The following is an 18,237-nucleotide window of genomic DNA, read 5'->3' on the forward strand; positions in this document are numbered from 1 at the left end:
CGAATGATATAACCAGCGTCAATCTTTTTTTGAAAAATAAAAGCCGTCTCCACTAGGGGAAACGACTTTTTGAACATTAGTTAGCAATTTTGACAGGCGTATTATAAGGGATGTTATAGTAAAACCATTTGGCATCTGGGACTGCTAAACGAATGCAGCCATGAGAAGCCCGAGTGCCTAATTTTCGTCCTTCAACAGAACTAAAAGCATTAGTGGACCAAGCAATGCTCGTTGGGATCGTATGGAATAAATAGACGCCGTGATCTTTAAAGGAACGGTAGTAAGCGGCTCCTGAAAAAGCTAAGCCTTTTTCTGCTTGGATACGGAAATTCCCTAAAGGTGTTGGCGTATTGAAGGCACCGGTCGAGCAAAGCATCGTATAAATCACTTTATTTCCTGATTTGATGTAGACCCGCTGTTTGCTGATAGATACTTCAATGTTTAAGTTTTTAACGTTTAATGAAGGATATTTCCCTCCTGTAGTATACATCCAAAAGTTGCTATTTACATTTGTGGTTTGATTTTCCTTGACCCAACCGATTCGACCAGCTGGCGAAACGAGATACAAGTAATTGCCATCACTCGTTTTTGCTAGTTTGGTCGCTTGTGCCATATAGCCTTTGTAGGCACTCTTTTTCCCAAGTTTCGCACTATTTGGATCGGCTTTTTCAAAGAAATTGCCATCCCCATTCTTGATGACCACGTAGCGGCTAATGTTGCTTTGAGAAGTGATCGTATGGGCATTGGTCACCCCACTTGCATTGATGTAGCCTAACCATTTGTTGTTGAGATAGAGGGAGTAGTAGGTGGAGCCGTTGAAATGTTGATACTTCCCAGTAACTTGGATATTCTTGTTCATGTAATTCGCGCTACTGCCTTTTTTCTTCGCAAAAGCCAAATCTTGCCATAAGGTATAATTCTTACTTTTTAGGCGGACTGTGCGTTTTTCACTTTGCCAAGTGCCCCCTTGATTGTTGGCAACCGTTGCTGCATTGGCATTTAAGTAGCCGATCCACTTGCCATTCGCATCATAAAGGGACAAGTAGACACCGCCATTGACATGGTTGTATCTTCCTTTGGCAAGATAGGTTTTTCCCGCTAATTTCGTGGTAGTATTTTTCTTACTCGACCAGCGAAAATTGCCCCAAATCGTGTAATTTTTCTTGGTCAATGTCACATATTTCCCGTAGGACTGATAGGCGCCTTGCGCATCAGTCGTTAATTTGACACCCGAGGCATTGATATAGCCTAGCCATTTGTTGTTATTTGTATAAAGAGAATAGTATGTCGACCCATTCAAGTGGCGATATTTCCCAGTAACTTTGACTGTTTTTCCATTTAGAGAGGCTGTCGTTCCTTTTTTCGCTGTCCAATGAAAATTTTGCCATAGCGTATAATTTCCGCTGATGATCGTGGCATACTTTGATTCAGACTGCCATACACCCCCAGGTGATGTCGCTAACTTAACGCCGGTAGCTTTTATCCAACCGATGAGAACATTTTTATTTGAATACAATGCGTAATAGATCACGTTATTATTCGTCGTGAATACTTCTTTGATTTCAAAGGTTTGACCAGCAATGCTTGAAGAAGTGCTCGTTTTTTTATCTAAAAACACATCTTGCCAAAGCGGTTCTTTCGCACTTGTAACGGTTGCATATTTTTTCTCGGTTTTGAAGGTTCCGCTGGCAACTTTCACTGCTGCTTCTGCTACGACACCGACAACCTTTTGATCGTCACGAATTTCAAGATAGGTCCGCTTATCGGCACCTTGATACCGTTTGACACTACGGTATACCTTGCCAGCTAATTCATTGATCGTTCCTTGCTCGATCAATTGATCCTTCTCAAAACGGTAAAGGATGTTTTGCGTTTCAGGATTGGCTGCTGCAACCGGAGTGATTTTTATATATTGGTTTTTATCTGCAATTGATTCAACATCAATGATCCCTAAGTCTGGTTCTTCAGAAGATTCTTCCGTCGATTGAGTAGATGAATCTTGTGTGGTCTCGGTCTGACTGGTCTCAGTCGCAGCCGTGCTAGTACTTGACGTTGTTTCTGATGAAGAGGTAGACGTTGATGAAGACTCAGTTGCCGTGCTTGACTCTGTACTCTCTGTACTTGCCTCTTGAGATGATGCTGCGCTCGCTTCTGAGAAACTTTCTGACGTCGCCTCTTGTGCAGTGACAGACGCTGCTGTCGGATCCCCTTCATTTGCTGCATAAACTTGTGTGATCGTTCCTGCAATGGGTGCGACCAGTACCCCAACAATCGCAACGCCTTGAAGCAACCCACGTTTCAACTTCTTCATTTTTATTCCCCCTTTAATCCTATTTTGGTATTACTTTCTTACTATATTAACAAGATATTTTTTAGTGCCACTCCCCACTTTAAGTACACCACTGCCTAATAGAAAATTTGAAAAAAACGTCCCCAAAATAAAAAAAGCAATAGCCACTTTCGGCTATTGCTTCAAAAACGTTTCTTCTATTACATATGTTCCGCAACTAAAGCTTTCAATTGATCTTTTGTATGCACCCCAATTGCTTTATCAACGACTTGGCCGTCTTTTTTCAACAACAAAGTTGGAATAGACATGATCCCGAATGAAGCTGGTGTTTCAGGATTTTCATCCACATCCATTTTCACGATCTTCAATTCGTCTTCCTCATATTCATTCGCTAATTGTTCCAAGATCGGCGCTTGCATCCGACATGGACCACACCAAGTTGCCCAAAAATCAATAAGGACTAAGCCTTTATCGGTTTCTTCTGAAAAAGTTTTATCAGTAATTTCTTTTGCCATCGTACTTCCCCTCCATTTTTAAAACTAAAAAAAGTATACCACGTATCGGAAGTTTTTTAAAATCGTCTGCTTACAAAAGGTAAGGGTTCTTAAAGGTTAGTTAAACTTCACAATGGTCGCTCCATTGCCTCCTTGATTTGCTGGGGCAAATTCAAAACTTTTCACCGAGCGATGGTTTTTTAGGTAGTCAGTGATCCCTTGACGCAATGCGCCGGTTCCTTTACCGTGAACGATCGTCACCTGCGGATAACCTGCCAAAATTGCTGCATCCAAATACTGATCCACTTCATTGAGGGCTTCTTCGTACCGCTTGCCGCGTAAATCCAACTGATTGACCACTGGACTGCTGTCAGCAGAACGAATCGTATTAACGATACGCTGTGTAGGCTCCTTCACTGGCGCTGCTGGTTGGAGATCTGTTTCTGGCAAATTCATTTTCAGAATGCCGATTTGGACTTGCCACTGATTTTTACCGGCTTTTTTCAACAGTACCCCGCGCTGCCCATAAGAAGTTACGAGCACTTCGTCTCCTTCTTTCAGTGTCTTGGCTGCCTTGGCTTTTTGCAGAACCTTGTTTTTTTGCAGATGTTCTTCTTGCTGTAGCCCTGATAACTTGGTGCGCGCGTCGATCAGCTCGTGTTCTTTGACCTTCGTTTGACCGCCGGCTAACTGCATTTTACGAATATCGGCAATGATTTTTTCAGATTCTTCTTTGGCTTCTTCAACGATCTGATTGGCTTTTTGCCGAGCTTTCGCCAATTCTTTTTCACGTTCTTCAAAGAAATAACTATAGGCTGCTTCTAGCTCTTGGTGCAAGCGGGCCGCTTCTTTTACATGATGACGGACTTCAAGATACTCGGTTTCCGTCATTTTTCTTCGATTTTCTAAATCAGCGATCATTTCATTCAGGTCTTGGCTTTCTCCATCCATGATCTCTTTGGCTTGATCAATGATCGTATCTGGCAAGCCAAGTCTTTTCGAAATCTCAAACGCATTGCTTCGTCCTGGAACCCCGATCAACAAGCGATAGGTCGGACTTAAGGTATCAACATCAAATTCCATAGAGGCATTGATCGTATTGGATCGGTTATAGCCATAAACCTTCAATTCAGGATAATGGGTCGTCGCCATGACATAAGCCGACTTAGCCCCAAGTTCGTCCAAAATCGCAATCGCTAGTGCCGCCCCTTCTTGAGGATCGGTTCCTGCGCCTAATTCATCAAAGAGAACTAAGCTTGTCTCGTCGACTTTTTTCAACACTTCAACGATCGTTGTCATATGAGAAGAAAAGGTCGATAGACTTTGCTCAATGGATTGTTCATCCCCAATGTCCGCAAAAATCTCATTGAAGACACCCATTTGGCTTTCTTCTTCTGCCAGAATTGGTAAACCAGCTTGGCCCATGATCTGCAATAGCCCTAATGTTTTTAAGGTGATGGTTTTCCCACCGGTATTCGGCCCAGTAATGACAACGGCTTGATAGTCTTTTCCAATCGTAATATCGTTAGGAACGACTTTTTCTTGATCGATCAATGGATGACGTGCTTGCTTAAAAAAGACATGGTTGTCTTGATTGATCGCTGGTACGATTGCCTTCATCTCTTTTCCAAAACGAGCCTTGGCATTCATGAAATCCATGATCCCGATCACATACGCATTATGGAGAATCTCTCTTTGATATGGGGCTAACTCTGCTGACAATTCTGCTAGAATACGTGTAATTTCATCCCGTTCCGCAATTTGATGCTGGCGCAAACGGTTATTTTGTTCCACTACTTGTTTCGGTTCGATAAACAAGGTTTGACCAGAGGAACTTTGGTCGTGGACTACCCCGCCGAAAACACCTCGGTACTCTTGTTTGACTGGAATCACATAACGCTCATTTCGCATGGTTACGATCGTATCACTTAGATACTTTGCATTGCCACCTCGGACGATGCCATCCAATGTCTCGCGAATCGTCCGTTCTGCTCGTCGGATCGATTGGCGAATTCCACGTAGTGCTGGAGAGGCATCATCTGTGACTCGGCCATCCTCATCGATAGCTTCTTTCAAGCGTCGATTCAAGGTTGGCAAAGACACCAACTGTTCTTCCCAGTGATACAAGCGGGAAAATTCAATCTCGCTTTCAGACAAATCAGCAAAAAAGCGTTTCAATTCCTGCGTAGTTGATAAGACACGGGCAACTTGTGCCAACTCAATGCCGTTTAAATCGGCGCCAATTTCGATCCGTTTCATTTGGGGACGAATATTCTCAATCTTTGGTACAGGGATTCCGCCTCTTAAACGTTGGATCTTGATCGCGTCTTCTGTTTCTGCCAGCCAAGAGGAAATGACTTGCGCATCACTTGATGGCGCAAGCTTTGCTAAGGCTTCTTTTCCTTGGGCTGTTACAATATACTGACCGATTTGACTCTTTACTTGTTCAAATCCTAAAACATCAAGGATCTTAGTATTCATTCTTTTCTCACCTGCTTTGTTTTAACTTTTTGTTCCTAAGAAAAAGGCAGAATGGCTCTGCAACCATCTGCCTGCTTTTTACCCAATCACATCTGTGATCCACAATCGATAGAAGTAATCTGAGAGAATCGGCGACCGATCAACGATGAAATTCGCAGTTCCGCTCGTTTCAAACAGATTTTGAATCGTGGCAAACGGGATCATTGAGAGAATCATGAAAAACATGTACAAATTGATATACATCAAGATAACATTCAAAACACCCGCAACTGCCCAGTCATAACCACCTAAAAAACGTAGGCGTTTGTAACGCAAACTGTCTGCAAAAATCACCACTAGTTTTGTGATCAGCCATCCAGCAAAGAGCACCATCACAAAAGCGATGGCTGCATAATAGGCTTTGTCTAAATCTAAAGCCAGTTCCATATCGTAGTATTTTAACTTTGAGTCCGCCGTTACTGACATATAAGGAACATAGAGCTCAATTTTCTTCGCAATTTCTTGGTAATTTGCTACTGCAAAGAAAAAAGAGATCAAATAGCCCAAAACTGAGACCAATTGTAAACTGGTTCCGCGCCGTGCGCCGCCGTAAAAGGCTGCCAACAACAAAACCAAGACAAATAATCCAATCATTTAGGTATCCTTTCTACGCCGCACTACCCATGGGCTGTCTTTTCTTGAATTTTTCGTTTCCTTTGTTCATTTAAGATCTGTTGTGCTTCCACATGATTATGGATCTCCACATCACTGCGACCTGTCTCATCGAGAACTTTCCGTGCTTCGGATTCAATCGCTTCGATCCGCTTAATGCGATTCTCAAGCTCCGTTGCTTTAATGGCTTGTCCTCGCAGCTCGTCCACCTTTTTTTGTAGGACCAAAAGCTGTTCTTGTTTTTTCAGCTGGTCGGAAACAGCGTTGATCGCTAATAAGATCGACGCTTGTTCTTGATCGGTTTGTGGCGATAATTGCATGATCTCAAGCAGTTGGTCATTGACCAATCTTGTCACCATATCCATGTGTTCTTTGCTTTCGCGTCCAATAATCGTGTAACTTTGATTCGCGATAACTGCTTTATAACGTTTCTTTTGCTCCGTCATAGGAATATTTCCTCCCATTGCTTACATTCTGCTCTATTCTATCACTTATTGAACATGTGTCGCAAACTCTTAACTATTATACGTGATTTTCTTATGAATTTCCATGCCAATCGTTTGTTTGCTGATCGTCTTAGTAAAAAAGAATAAAAAGTATGGTAAAATCTTAAAGTATCCTTTTGTCTACCTAAAAAAAGACAAAAAATCAGGAGGAATCAAATGAGTACGATCGTTATCAAAGTACCAACTTCAACTATCCAAAAGATGCAGCAATTTTACCAACGAGATTTGCTAGCTAAGAAAGTTCCTTATACAGTGTTTGTCGCCAAAAAAGGGCCAACGACGATCACTGCTTATACGTCAGGAAAAGTCATGTTCCAAGGAGCGACTGCTGAAAAAGAAGCTTCCTTATGGGGCGATACGGCAAGTGCTGTACCAGATAAGAAAAAAGCGACTGTTTCATCCACTGCGTTGCCAGCAGGATTTAGCGAAAAAAGCGTCGTCGGCAGTGACGAGGTCGGTAATGGCAGTTATTTCGGTCCTTTGGTGGTCTGTGCCGTCTATGCAAAAAAAGAGCAATTACCACAGCTGAAAGCTTTAGGAGTCAAGGACTCAAAAATGCTGACAGATCCAGAGATCCGTAAGATGGCGCCGAAAATCAAAGAATTGGTTCCTTACCAATTGCTCACCGTCACGCCCAGCAAATACAACGAGATCCAACCAAAATACAACACAGTCCGAATGAAAGTTGCTTTGCATAATCAAGCCATTCGTTTGCTTTTGCAAAAGATTGCTCCTGAGACACCAGATGCCATTTTGATCGATCAGTTCACGAGCGAAAAAAATTATCGCACCTATTTAAAGTCGGAACAAGTAGCGGTCACTGAAAAGCTCTATTTTGCGACGAAAGGTGAACAATATCATTTAGCAGTAGCGGCAGCCTCTATTTTATGTCGTACAGTCTTTTTGGATGAATTAGATGCAGCCTCTAAAGAAGTCGGTTTGCGCTTGCCTTCTGGCGCCCACGCAGCTGCTGATCAAGTTGCAGCAAAATTACTGCAGCAAGGTGGCATAGCACTATTAGGCCAATATGCCAAACTGCATTTTGCGAATACCGAAAAAGCACAGAAACTCGCCAAGCTGTGAGTTCTCGTATTTTCAAAAAAACTGCTGCTACTTCTGAATAAAGGAAGCAGCGGCAGTTTTTGTCCTCAGTACCAGTTGAATGCTGGGAATCAAAGCCCTAAGCCAGCTGCTTCGATTCCCATCGTGATCAACCCAGCCAAATAATTTTCTGAAAACTGATCGGAAAAGTGTAATTTTGGCAAGACGCCATATTGAAACACTGCTGCCAGCTGCTTTTCCAAAAAGGAGCGCGACACGAGCGCCTGCCATTCAGAGGGCAAAAACAAAATGACTTGATGCGGGTCCGTCACTGCCACGATCGCTTGAAGAGTAGCAGTCACTTGTTCTGGGATCGCCTCTGTTGCCAAAGGGTAAGAAGCCGTGTAGAGATGCGGCAAATGCTTGATTTCGCCACTTAAATGGTTGGCTCCTTTAAAGAGCTGTTGGTCGATGACCAGTCCCGCACCTGGCGGATAATTTTTCGGAAAATAAATGCCAGCCACGATTTTTTTCTCTTCTTTGAAATGAAATACCGCAGCATTCACGTCATTCTCAATAAGCGTTTTTACAGCGATCTCCTTTTCAATCAATTCCCCTAGCGCCATGTCCTTAAATGCTGGAGCATCCATGATCTTCAGTCTTCCAGCAATTTCCACACCAGGAATTCCCACGACTGCCAAGCTGATTTTCGGGTATTCCTGTTTTATCTGACGAATCACTTGCAAGAACTGCGGCAATCGGCCCTCTGCTGACTGCTCATGATGCAAAATGTTCCCGACGAGATCGACGACTGAAAAACGAATCACGATCTGCTGGTCTTCTTCGATAAACTGAATGATCAACAACAGTGTCCGTTGCGCATTGTACTGGTAAGCCGCAGCTTGACGTCCTCCCGTTCGTTGCGGTTGATCCGTCGTCAAAAGCAACTGCTTTTCAATCAATTCAGGAAGCAGCTTGTTGATCGTTACCACGCTTAATTGAGAGGCATCTGCCAGTTGGCGCTTGGTCATAGGCGCTTGCTGCTGTTTTAGCAAATCCAGCAATACTGCCTGATTATGTAATTTAATGGTCGTTGACTGATAAGCTTTCATTTTTCTCCCCCTCAACGCTCCTATTTTAACAGATAAAAAGCTGGGAATATACCTTTATTAATTTTGTTAACAAAGGTATAATAGAAGCAACTTATTAAACAAAGTTTACTAAGTTCAAAAAAAAACGATCTATGTTGCTTATTAAAGGAGTTGTCGATAATGAAAATTGAACACATCGCACTATATGTCAATGATTTGGAAAAAATGAGGACATTTTATGAAACCTACTTTCAGGCGGTCAGCAACCCAAAATACCATAATCCGAAAACAGGCTTTCAGTCCTATTTTTTGACCTTTGATTCTGGAAGTCGGTTAGAATTAACGACCAAGAAATTTTTAAGCCCTCGTATCAGCGAAAGCTTAGGCTACACTCACCTTGCGATTGCAGTTGGTGATCAAGCTGACGTCGATCGATACGCTCAACGGTTTGTTGAAGATGGCTACCCTCTTTTAAATGGTCCTCGTACAACAGGCGATGGCTATTATGAAGCAGTTATCCAAGACCCCGAAGGCAATTTGATTGAATTAACCACCGACGATTTACCGTCTTAGAAAGGATTTTGCAATGAAAGAAGACTTTGATTATCAAGCGATGTTGGCTGGTCAATTGTATCAAGCTTCTGGCATTCTCCCTGAGAATGGTTCAGCGGAGGGAAAAAAACGTGCCCAGGAAATCAACCACTTACCAGTCGATGACCAAGAACGAATCATCGCCAAAGAAAAAGCACTCTTTGGCAAATTTGGGCAGCATTGCTTTGTCCAACCACCCCTTTATGTTGATTATGGTCGCCATGTTGAGATTGGTGATCACTTTTATGCCAATATGGATTGCATTTTTTTAGATGTCAATAAGATTCTGATTGGTGATCATGTGATGGTGGGACCACGGGTCAGCTTCTATACCGCCGGTCATCCAATCGATTCTGTGGTCCGCAGTCAAGATTTGGAATTTGGCCTACCGATCACCGTCGAAGATTACGTTTGGATCGGGGGCAATAGTACGATTTTACCAGGTGTCACGATCGCCAAACATGCCATCGTCGCTGCTGGTTCCGTCGTCACAAAAGATGTGCCGCCGAATACGATCGTCGGCGGCAATCCAGCCCGTGTGATCCGTGAGATTCAGCCGGCTGACAAAGAACATTGGGAAACTGCCGCCCAGCTCTATCATCAAAAACGAGCAGACTGGCAGAAGCAGCAAAAATAACGAAACAAAAGGAGACGCCATGATTTTTACAGACTATCACGTCCATAGTGATTACAGCGATGATTCTTGGTATTTGATGGAAGATGTAGTCAAAGACGCCATTAAACTAGGCTTAGCAGAAATCTGCTTTACCGATCATGTGGATTATGGAGTCAAAGAAGACTGGCAAGCGACGGATACGTACCTCGTCGGGGCCAATAAAGTTGTAAAAAATGTCTACTACGACTTGTATTTTAACGAACTGGCACGCTTAAAAGAAACATACAGTGACCAAATCAAGCTAAAAACTGGGCTGGAATTTGGGATACAAATGCACACGATCCCACAATTTACCCGTCTTTATCATTCGCATCCCTTTGACTTCATTTTACTTTCCGTTCATCAGGTAGACGATCAAGAATTTTGGACTGGAGAATTTCAAAAAGGACGCAGCCAACAGGAATGCTACGAGCGCTATTATGATGAAATGTATCAGCTAGTCACGACATATAAAGAGTATTCCGTCTTAGCCCATATGGATTTGATTCGTCGTTATTTAGATAAAGAGAAGGACGCTTTTGAACAAACGAAAGAACAAATCGCAGAGATCTTGAAAGTCGTGATCAAAAATGGCAAAGGCATTGAACTGAATACCTCTTCCCACCGTTACGGAATCAACGGGTATACGCCATCGATCGAGATCCTCAAGCTTTATCGTGACTTGGGGGGAAGCATGATAACCATCGGCAGCGACAGTCATAAACCAGAGCAGCTCGGGTTTCAAATCAAAGAGGGACAAGATCTTTTACGGTCATTAGGATTTACTAAGCTCTGTACGTTTGAACAGATGCAGCCGATTTTCCATCGTTTTGCTTAACCTGCGCAAAAGCTCCGTCTTTTGCAAAAATCATCCCCTCGTCTTTCGTCATGAATCTAAGTATTTTAAACAACAAAAAGAACGACCGCTTCAATCTGCGGTCGTTCTTTTTTTAGACATCAGTTCGTCCAAGCAGCAACTTCTTCTGGGTGATTGGCTACCCAATCTTTGGCTGCATCTTCGGCTGACGTTCCGTCATTGATTGCTAACATGACTTCTTCCATGTCTTCTTGTGTCCAGTTGAAACGATCAAGTACTTCGTAGACTTCTGGCATGTCATCTGCTAATCCTTGGCGTACAACAGTGTTGATGCTTTCTGCTTCACCCATTGTTCCTTCTGGATCATCCAGATATTTCAGATCATATTTCGCAAACATCCAATGTGGAGACCAGCCAGTAATAACGATCTCATCTTGGTTCTTGATGGCTTGGCCTAATGCCACTGTCATCGCTCCTGAAGAAGAGGTAGCGACATTCCAATCGGAAAGGTTGTCATACGTTGCAACCGTATTTTCCGCTGCATTTACGACACCAGCGCCTGGTTCGATACCAGTGATGGTTTTTCCAGCTTCGTCAGAAAGGTCTGCGATGGAATCTACATCCATATAACTTGGTACAACGATCCCCAGTTTTGCCCCCTCTAAGTTAGGACCTAAGTTTTCAACTTGGTCTTGGTACTGTTCATACTGGGATTGATGCGTAGATGGCAGCCAAGCAGCGACCATCCCGTCAACTTCCCCTTTTGCCACCGATTCCCACATGATGGCATTATCCAAAGGCGTCGTATTGACTTCGTAGCCCATTTGCGACAAAACTTCTGCCACCACATGGGTAGATGCAACTTCCGTATCCCATTCGACATACGCCAAGTTCACCGTGCCTTTGCTGTCAGAAACATTTCCAAAGGCAAACGATGCTCCAATCAAAGCAACGACTGCCGCTGCAGCAATCCCGCCAAAAAGACGTTTTTGTTTGCGACTTGTCTTGCTGGCTGCTTTTTGATGTGCCGAACGATTCAAATTCTGGGTAAAGCGATCCATGATGATCGCCAAAATAACTAAGGATACCCCACTGACAAATCCGTTACCGACTTGTGCTCGTTGCAAGGCGGACAAGACGCCGCGCCCTAACCCAGGAGCACCGATCATTGACGCGATCACGACCATTGATAATGCCAGCATCGTGGTTTGGTTGACCCCAGCCAAAATAGTGCTTTTGGCTAGTGGCAATTCTAATTTGATCAGTTTTTGCCAGCCAGTCCCACCGAAGGAATCAGAGGCTTCCACCAATTCACGAGAAATTTGGCGAATCCCTAAGTTCGTCATCCGAACGGTTGGTGGTAGAGCAAAGATCACTGAGGCGAAGACCCCAGGAACCATCCCGATCCCAAAGAAAGCAACCGCAGGAATCAAATAAACGAAACCAGGCATCGTTTGCATAAAGTCTAAGATCGGCGTCACGATACTTTGCGCTTTTTCGCTTTTCGCCATTAAGATTCCTAGTGGAATCCCAATGATGATCGAAACCAAACTCGACAATAAGACCAACGTGACGGTGTTCATCAAGTCTGTCCATAACCCTTGGTTATAGATGAACAGCAACCCGACAAAAGTAAAAGCTGGCAAGCCGAATTTTTTGCGTGAAACGAAAAAGGCAGCAGCCGTCAATAAGACGATCATTAATAACGGTGGTACAAACAGTAATACATTTGTAATAGCGTCCATGATAAATTGTCCGAAAGACTGTAAGGCTGAAAACAATCCACTGAAAGTTCCTGTTAGCCAATCAGTAAAGTTTTCGACCCAATCAGCCACCGGAATCGTATGTTGTAAGAAATTATCCATTTGTCACTACCCCTTCCTCTGCTTGAGCGGCTGAATCAGTCTCAGCCAATGCTTCAATCACACTTCCGCGGATCACGACTCCGATCAAACGATCGTTTTCTACCACGGCTAAAGGTGTAGGCGAATCATAGATCAAATTGAAGATATCCGTTACCAGCATATCTTTATCGATCTTTTTAACATTTTTATCAATAACTTCCTTCAAGGTCAGATTGTTTTTCCGTGCCTCACGAGCAGACTCGGCTGTCAGGCTTCCTTTTAGGTGACGACGTTTGTCGACGGCTAACAGCATGCTGACTTCTTCTTTCCGCATCCGGTTCAATGCTACGCTTGGTCCATCGATCTCGATGTTCGTCGTCAATGCTGGGACCATGATGTTTTGCGCAGTCAAGACTTTGGAACGATCGACATCTTCCACGAAATCACGCACGTATTGGTTGGCAGGATTCGTCAAAATATCTTCTCCTGTACCGATCTGCATGATCTGACCATCTTTCATTAAAGCGATCCGGTCACCGATCCGCAAGGCCTCGTTCAAATCATGGGTGATAAAGATAATCGTTTTTTGAACATTGGCTTGCAATTCTAAAAGTTCATCTTGCATTTCACGGCGAATCAGCGGATCTAATGCTGAAAAGGCCTCATCCATCAAGAGGATCTCTGGATCATTGGCTAACGCACGGGCAAGTCCCACACGCTGTTGCATCCCTCCAGACAGCTGGTCAGGGTATTGGTCTTTAAAAGAAAGCAATCCTGAGTTTTCTAACGCTTTTTCCGCTTTCGCTGTTCGTTCTTCTTTCGAGACCCCACGGACTTCTAGTCCGTATTCTGTGTTCTCTAAAATTGTCCGATGAGGGAAAAGGCCAAAGCTTTGGAAAACCATGTTGATTTTGTGACGGCGAACTTCTCGTAGTTCCTCTTTACTCATTTTGGCAACATCCACGCCATCTATGTAAATATCTCCGCCAGACGGCTCGATCAATCGATTCAATAGTCGAATCAATGTTGACTTCCCGCTTCCAGAAAGGCCCATGATGACGAAAATCTCGCCTTCGTTGACTTCAAAGTTCACATCATAGACCCCAACGGTGGCACCCGTTTTTTCTAAAATCTCGTTTTTGCTGCGTTGTTCTTTGACCATGGCAAGAGCTTGCTGCTTTTTCTTACCGAAGATTTTGGTTAAGTGTTCCACTTTAACTTTACTCAAATGATTAATACTCCTTTTTCTGAAAAATTTCACGAAAGTGACCATACTATCTTAACAAGATGTGGTCACTTTGTCAAAAAAAATTTCCCAATGCTTTTTCTTTTGCAAAAAAAGCATGGGAATCAGGAAAAAGAATTACGCTGAATGGTCCGTTGGATAGAAGAAATTGGTCATGCGCTGCAACGCCAATTCATTCCCGACAAAATAAATCGTATTGCCTGCACTGAATTTCGCATAAGGTCCCGGTGACAACAACAATTCTTCGGTTGTTTGGATCGCGATGATCGTCGCCCCTGTTGCCTGCCAAACATTCAATTCGTTGATACTTTTTTCCAAATGCTGCGCCTGTTCCGTCAGCTGAAGCTCAAAGGGCACAAATGGACTCATGTGGTGTACCTTTTTGGTTTGCTGCACTAGCGTGTTCAACAAGTCAGAAAAATTATCCAGCTCTTGCTGCTGCCGCTCCACACTGTCTAAAATATCTTGTCTAATTTCTTGGATCGACTGCACATCTTGGTATTGTTCCACAAAGGCCTGTGCTTTTTCCTTTGAAGCAATATAGGCGCCGCTGCCATGACGGACGTCCATGATTTCTAAATCAACTAATACATTGATCGCTTTGCGGGCTGTTTCAGGAGAGACATTGAAATTGCTGGCTAACGTTGAGCGTGCATGGATCTTTTGCCCAACTTGGTAGCGATTTTCAACGATTCGTTCCGCGATCGCTACGGCAATCTGCTGATAACGAGGCAAAGCGACCTTCTTTTTATCTTGAAACTTATTCGTCATGATGAACTTCCTTTACTTTTTTTTCATCATAACAAGAAACATTGTTGGTGGCAACTATTCACTGGTTCGCGAATTTTTGATCAAGCGGGCACGAATGATCGCTGTTTCTTGCTGTATCTGCTGCTGTAGATCTTGCAGCAGTGTTTCATTTGTCTCATCAAGATCAATCAAAGTATAGGCAACTCCGGCTTTTCTCTCACTCGCCAAATTATCGATATCCACGCCTGCTTCAGAAATGATCCGCAATAATGGGGCAAAAGCACCAGGCTTGTCGTGATAAAACAGCGCTAAGCGATACGGTGCCAAAAAAGGCAACTCTGCATGGGGGAAATTGACCGATTCTTGAATCGTCCCAGCGCGTAAATAGACATGCATGCGATCAAAAACTACGTGATCCCCCTTTTCCAAGGCATTGGTAGTACTGCCGCCGATATGCGGATAACACAACACTTTCGGTTGTCCGATCAAGCCCGCACTAGGAAAATCAGTGATGTATTGTTTGAGCTGATTTTTGGCTAATGCTTCTAAGACGGCTGCTTCTTCCACGATTTCCCCGCGACCAAAATTCATCAACACTGCATTTTTTTTCATCTGCTGAATCGTTTGTCGATTCAGCATGCCTTTGGTCTCTTGACTTAAAGGGAGCAAGACCACTACAAAATCTGATTCGGTCAACAGCATTTGCAGGTCACTGACTTGCTCGTAATCGTGTGCTGCTTTCTTCGTTCGGGCATAGCCCAAAACCTCCATCCCTAGCTGATGACAGGCTTTTGCCACCCGTTCACCGATCTCTCCTAACCCTAAAATACCGATGGTTTTTCCAGCTAATTCTTCGCCAATCACTTCTTTTCGCCGTTCTTCAGCTACCTTCAACACCTCTTCTGCTTCAATTTGACCGGACGTTAGTTCTTCTTGCAAATCGGCTACCGTCTGGATCGCTTTGAATAAGGGGCGGACGCTGAGAAATAAATTGGATAGCACCAACTCTTTGACTGCATTGGCATTGACACCAGGACTATTGAAAACTACTGTGCCATTTTGAGTACACCGTGCCAAATCGATCGTATTGGTGCCTGTTCCTGAGCGAGCGATCACAGCTAATTCTGGTGTGATCAATTCGTTAGGAACCGTTGAACTGCGCACAAACAGCGCCTCTGGGGCCGCTTGATTTTTTAACGAGTATCCTTTTTTGATTGCTCGCTTAGCTATCGTTTCGGTCATCTTATCTAACTGATAAATCGTCTCCATAAAGCAGACCTCCTTTTGTCTTTAGTGCGTATTAGTCAAATAGTACAAAAAAGTGCGGTAAAATGATAGCAATACGCAAGAGAGGATGATTTCTATGCACCTATCGATCACAAATTTTCCAGATGAACAGCCGATCGTTGGCAAAGACTCGCAGCTTCAAGACACAACTTTAGGAGACTATGTCGAAATTGGCGAAGCCAATCACATTGATCATTCTTCCATCGGCAATTATACCTATACGGGGCAATATTGCTTTATTCAGAACAGCCAATTAGGACGTTTTATCAGTATCGCAGCGATGGTCCGCATCGGCCCTACCAATCATCCCTATGAACGCCCTAGTCAGCATCTTTTTGCCTATAATGGCGAAGGCTATGGATTTGCGCCAAAGGACGAGTTCTTCTTAGAAAAACGCAAAGCAAAAACGACTGTCATTGGCAATGATGTCTGGATCGGCCACGGTGCCGTGATCCAATCTGGTTTGACCGTCGGTGATGGTGCCGTGATCGCCTCAAACGCAGTCGTAACCAAAGATGTGCCGCCTTATGCGATCGTCGGCGGGGTTCCAGCAAAAGTGATCAAATACCGCTTTGATCCAGAAACGATCACTGCTTTGCAAGAAATCGCTTGGTGGAATTGGAATCGTGCAGAATTAAAAGCACGCTATTTAGACTTTCGCCTCCCAATCGAAGATTTTGTAGCAAAATACACTCGTTGATTATGCACTTTTTCCGCTTAGTACGAGGAATGAATGATAACACATCACAGTCATTCATTCTTCGAAAGTCTTTGCCCGGATGATTTTTTAGAAATAAATAAAAAACACAAAATATCTATTGTATCGAGGAATTCCTGTGCTAAAATGGAGAAATCAAATGAAGTTTTTCACGAACTTTTAAAGGAGTGTTCTATTTGTCCATTTTAGACTATCGTCCATTGAATCTATACACCAATTATCGCGAAGCTGCTGAGACGTTTCCTGACACCCCCATCATTCATGATGAAGTGTTGCCAGCATTTCCTGAGCTTGGCTATCGTAGTACCTACCGTTCGAGCCATGAAATGATTTTAAAGCGTGCTTATCAACTTGCCTCACTTGGCGTGCAAGCAGGAGATAAAATCATTCTGTATAAATCTTCAAAATTCGATACGTATTTGTTAGCAACGGCTGCTTCTTACCTTGGTGCCGTTCCTGCTATGATCTCCTATCATTTTCCTGCTGAAACCATCGAAGTGTTTGTGGATCGCTTAGAAGATCCTTACATCTTATTTGATGAAGAAACCGAAGGCCGCGTCGCACAAGTGAAAAATAGCAGTACTGACAAACAGATCGCTGTTCGCCATTTGCTGCAGCAGCCAGCGGAACCAGTGGAACAAACTGAATTACCGGTGGATCAAATTTCCTATATGACCCATACTTCTGGAACGACGGGTATTCCAAAATTGATTTGTCATTCAGCAAACTCCATGGGCTGGCGGACAAAATGGCAAAAAACGATCTTCACCAAGATCGATCGCACCAAAGCTGACTCTGATTTAATTGCGTTCCATATTTCACCGGTGCACTCCCGCTTCAATATCGGTATCTCCTCCTTGATGGCGATGGGCTTTCCGATGATGCCATTAGCCAATGCCAACGGCGCTCATGTCGTAGGCATGTTAAAAGAATATCCACCGATTGCTTTGGAAACTCATCCAAACAATTTTGTCCAATGGAGCTTTGTGGCAAAAGAACAACCAGATGCTTTTGCCAATATTCGTTACTATCACTCAACCTTTGATGCCATCAACAATCAAACAATGGCGACTTTTTTAAATACTTCAGCAACAAAAGAAGCACTCTTTTTACAAGTCTATGGCCAAAGTGAATGCGGGCCAATGATCCTAAAAGCACATACCTTAGAAAGCATCGCTACCAACGATGCCCGTGATATGGGTGTCGGTCTGGAGGACTTAACGAGAGCACGGATCGCCGATGCCGAGGGAAACGAGCTGCCAGCCAATACCGATGGGCACATCCATTTCCTTTCAAAAGGACGCGCGTTGACCTATTATAAAGAAGATCAGCGTTTTGCTGACAATGTCTATGGCGCTTGGTGGGACAGTGGTGATTACGGCATGATGGATGATCAGGGACATCTTTACTTAAAAGACCGTCAAGTGGACTTGATCAAAAATATTGAAAGCAATCTTGCCTTGGAAGACCTTTTGCTGGATCATTTAGACTTCCTTGCCGAAGTCGTGATCGTTCGCGACAAAGAAAACTCACCGCAACCAATCATTGCTTTAGCACCAAATCGTCAAATGGATTGGGATGCTTGGTGGAAAATGGTGGAAGATCTCCCTCACCTCAATCAGCCAATTTTACGCGACTACGAAGATATCCCACGAACAGCAACCATGAAAGTCCAACGACTACAAATTGAAAAAGAATTCAAAAACGCAGAATAAAGCAAAAGAAACGGCCCGCAGATTTCCCTGCTGGCCATTTCTTTTGCTTTCGCTGTTTTT

16 protein-coding genes are annotated in these 18,237 nt (G+C 43.6%); 6 read left to right on the plus strand and 10 right to left on the minus strand.

Going from position 1 to position 18,237, the window contains the following annotated elements:
• Window positions 1–76: 76 nt before the first annotated feature.
• The 5 genes from IGI96_RS03030 to zapA form a co-directional block, all read right to left on the minus strand.
• Window positions 77–2,311 carry a L,D-transpeptidase family protein gene (locus tag IGI96_RS03030; protein ID WP_128431594.1) on the minus strand — a complete coding sequence of 745 codons (2,235 nt, stop codon included), beginning with the start codon at window positions 2,309–2,311 and terminating at the stop codon, window positions 77–79.
• Window positions 2,312–2,490: 179 nt separating this feature from the next.
• Window positions 2,491–2,805: a thioredoxin gene (trxA, locus tag IGI96_RS03035; protein ID WP_005228645.1), complete on the minus strand. Its 315-nt coding sequence runs from the start codon at window positions 2,803–2,805 to the stop codon at window positions 2,491–2,493.
• A 96-nt stretch (window positions 2,806–2,901) separates the two neighbouring features.
• Window positions 2,902–5,265 carry an endonuclease MutS2 gene (locus IGI96_RS03040; protein WP_074933413.1) on the minus strand — a complete coding sequence of 788 codons (2,364 nt, stop codon included), beginning with the start codon at window positions 5,263–5,265 and terminating at the stop codon, window positions 2,902–2,904.
• A 78-nt stretch (window positions 5,266–5,343) separates the two neighbouring features.
• Window positions 5,344–5,898: a CvpA family protein gene (locus tag IGI96_RS03045; RefSeq protein WP_005228642.1), complete on the minus strand. Its 555-nt coding sequence runs from the start codon at window positions 5,896–5,898 to the stop codon at window positions 5,344–5,346.
• Window positions 5,899–5,921: 23 nt separating this feature from the next.
• The gene (gene zapA, locus IGI96_RS03050; protein ID WP_005228634.1) at window positions 5,922–6,362 is read right to left on the minus strand and encodes a cell division protein ZapA; all 441 of its coding nucleotides are present in this window, start codon (window positions 6,360–6,362) and stop codon (window positions 5,922–5,924) included.
• A gap of 216 nt (window positions 6,363–6,578) precedes the next feature.
• Here zapA and rnhC point away from each other — a divergent pair, with 216 nt between their 5' ends.
• Complete coding sequence (rnhC, locus tag IGI96_RS03055; protein WP_005228632.1) at window positions 6,579–7,505, plus strand: ribonuclease HIII; 927 nt, start codon at window positions 6,579–6,581, stop codon at window positions 7,503–7,505.
• 89 nt (window positions 7,506–7,594) lie between these two features.
• Here the strand turns inward: rnhC and IGI96_RS03060 are convergent, their stop codons facing one another.
• Entirely contained in the window at window positions 7,595–8,575 is a 981-nt protein-coding gene (locus tag IGI96_RS03060) for an ROK family protein (RefSeq protein WP_438784820.1), read from the minus strand.
• A 159-nt stretch (window positions 8,576–8,734) separates the two neighbouring features.
• Here IGI96_RS03060 and IGI96_RS03065 point away from each other — a divergent pair, with 159 nt between their 5' ends.
• From IGI96_RS03065 to IGI96_RS03075, 3 genes are read left to right on the plus strand one after another with little or no spacing between them, the layout of a single operon-like run.
• Window positions 8,735–9,127, plus strand: a complete 393-nt coding sequence (locus IGI96_RS03065; RefSeq protein ID WP_074933412.1) for a VOC family protein — start codon at window positions 8,735–8,737, stop codon at window positions 9,125–9,127.
• A 13-nt stretch (window positions 9,128–9,140) separates the two neighbouring features.
• Window positions 9,141–9,782 (plus strand): sugar O-acetyltransferase, encoded by a 642-nt coding sequence (locus tag IGI96_RS03070; RefSeq protein WP_074933409.1) that lies wholly within the window; start codon window positions 9,141–9,143, stop codon window positions 9,780–9,782.
• A gap of 19 nt (window positions 9,783–9,801) precedes the next feature.
• A complete protein-coding gene (locus tag IGI96_RS03075) occupies window positions 9,802–10,638 on the plus strand; it encodes a histidinol-phosphatase HisJ family protein (protein WP_074933406.1) in 837 nt (278 codons plus the stop codon).
• Between the two features lie 119 nt (window positions 10,639–10,757).
• Here the strand turns inward: IGI96_RS03075 and IGI96_RS03080 are convergent, their stop codons facing one another.
• The 4 genes from IGI96_RS03080 to IGI96_RS03095 all read right to left on the minus strand — a co-directional run bounded on the left by IGI96_RS03080 (window position 10,758) and on the right by IGI96_RS03095 (window position 15,726).
• Window positions 10,758–12,482, minus strand: coding sequence for an ABC transporter permease/substrate binding protein (locus IGI96_RS03080; RefSeq protein WP_005228611.1), 1,725 nt, complete (start codon window positions 12,480–12,482; stop codon window positions 10,758–10,760).
• Entirely contained in the window at window positions 12,475–13,689 is a 1,215-nt protein-coding gene (locus tag IGI96_RS03085) for a quaternary amine ABC transporter ATP-binding protein (protein ID WP_005228609.1), read from the minus strand. The genes IGI96_RS03080 and IGI96_RS03085 overlap by 8 nt, the downstream gene beginning before the upstream one ends.
• Window positions 13,690–13,824: 135 nt before the next feature.
• Window positions 13,825–14,478 carry a GntR family transcriptional regulator gene (locus tag IGI96_RS03090; RefSeq protein ID WP_005228608.1) on the minus strand — a complete coding sequence of 218 codons (654 nt, stop codon included), beginning with the start codon at window positions 14,476–14,478 and terminating at the stop codon, window positions 13,825–13,827.
• A gap of 54 nt (window positions 14,479–14,532) precedes the next feature.
• Window positions 14,533–15,726 carry an NAD(P)-dependent oxidoreductase gene (locus IGI96_RS03095; RefSeq protein WP_074933396.1) on the minus strand — a complete coding sequence of 398 codons (1,194 nt, stop codon included), beginning with the start codon at window positions 15,724–15,726 and terminating at the stop codon, window positions 14,533–14,535.
• Between the two features lie 94 nt (window positions 15,727–15,820).
• On the opposite strand from IGI96_RS03095, the gene IGI96_RS03100 reads away from it, so the two are divergent.
• Entirely contained in the window at window positions 15,821–16,444 is a 624-nt protein-coding gene (locus IGI96_RS03100) for a DapH/DapD/GlmU-related protein (protein WP_005228606.1), read from the plus strand.
• A gap of 194 nt (window positions 16,445–16,638) precedes the next feature.
• The gene (locus IGI96_RS03105) at window positions 16,639–18,177 is read left to right on the plus strand and encodes an AMP-binding protein (RefSeq protein WP_005228605.1); all 1,539 of its coding nucleotides are present in this window, start codon (window positions 16,639–16,641) and stop codon (window positions 18,175–18,177) included.
• Window positions 18,178–18,237: the final 60 nt, after the last annotated feature.

The sequence above is a fragment of the Enterococcus sp. DIV0421 genome, from assembly GCF_051713745.1.
GTDB classification, from domain to species: domain Bacteria; phylum Bacillota; class Bacilli; order Lactobacillales; family Enterococcaceae; genus Enterococcus_D; species Enterococcus_D casseliflavus.

Excerpts from the sequence above, each read along its gene's own strand:
- IGI96_RS03080 (WP_005228611.1), bottom strand. The coding sequence starts at position 12,482 with ATGGATAATTTCTTACAACATACGATTCCGGTGGCTGATTGGGTCGAA.
- IGI96_RS03070 (WP_074933409.1), top strand. The coding sequence starts at position 9,141 with ATGAAAGAAGACTTTGATTATCAAGCGATGTTGGCTGGTCAATTGTAT.
- IGI96_RS03030 (WP_128431594.1), bottom strand. The coding sequence starts at position 2,311 with ATGAAGAAGTTGAAACGTGGGTTGCTTCAAGGCGTTGCGATTGTTGGG.
- IGI96_RS03100 (WP_005228606.1), top strand. The coding sequence starts at position 15,821 with ATGCACCTATCGATCACAAATTTTCCAGATGAACAGCCGATCGTTGGC.
- IGI96_RS03095 (WP_074933396.1), bottom strand. The coding sequence starts at position 15,726 with ATGGAGACGATTTATCAGTTAGATAAGATGACCGAAACGATAGCTAAG.
- IGI96_RS03060 (WP_438784820.1), bottom strand. The coding sequence starts at position 8,575 with ATGAAAGCTTATCAGTCAACGACCATTAAATTACATAATCAGGCAGTA.
- IGI96_RS03075 (WP_074933406.1), top strand. The coding sequence starts at position 9,802 with ATGATTTTTACAGACTATCACGTCCATAGTGATTACAGCGATGATTCT.
- IGI96_RS03090 (WP_005228608.1), bottom strand. The coding sequence starts at position 14,478 with ATGACGAATAAGTTTCAAGATAAAAAGAAGGTCGCTTTGCCTCGTTAT.
- IGI96_RS03040 (WP_074933413.1), bottom strand. The coding sequence starts at position 5,265 with ATGAATACTAAGATCCTTGATGTTTTAGGATTTGAACAAGTAAAGAGT.
- IGI96_RS03065 (WP_074933412.1), top strand. The coding sequence starts at position 8,735 with ATGAAAATTGAACACATCGCACTATATGTCAATGATTTGGAAAAAATG.
- trxA (WP_005228645.1), bottom strand. The coding sequence starts at position 2,805 with ATGGCAAAAGAAATTACTGATAAAACTTTTTCAGAAGAAACCGATAAA.
- rnhC (WP_005228632.1), top strand. The coding sequence starts at position 6,579 with ATGAGTACGATCGTTATCAAAGTACCAACTTCAACTATCCAAAAGATG.
- zapA (WP_005228634.1), bottom strand. The coding sequence starts at position 6,362 with ATGACGGAGCAAAAGAAACGTTATAAAGCAGTTATCGCGAATCAAAGT.
- IGI96_RS03045 (WP_005228642.1), bottom strand. The coding sequence starts at position 5,898 with ATGATTGGATTATTTGTCTTGGTTTTGTTGTTGGCAGCCTTTTACGGC.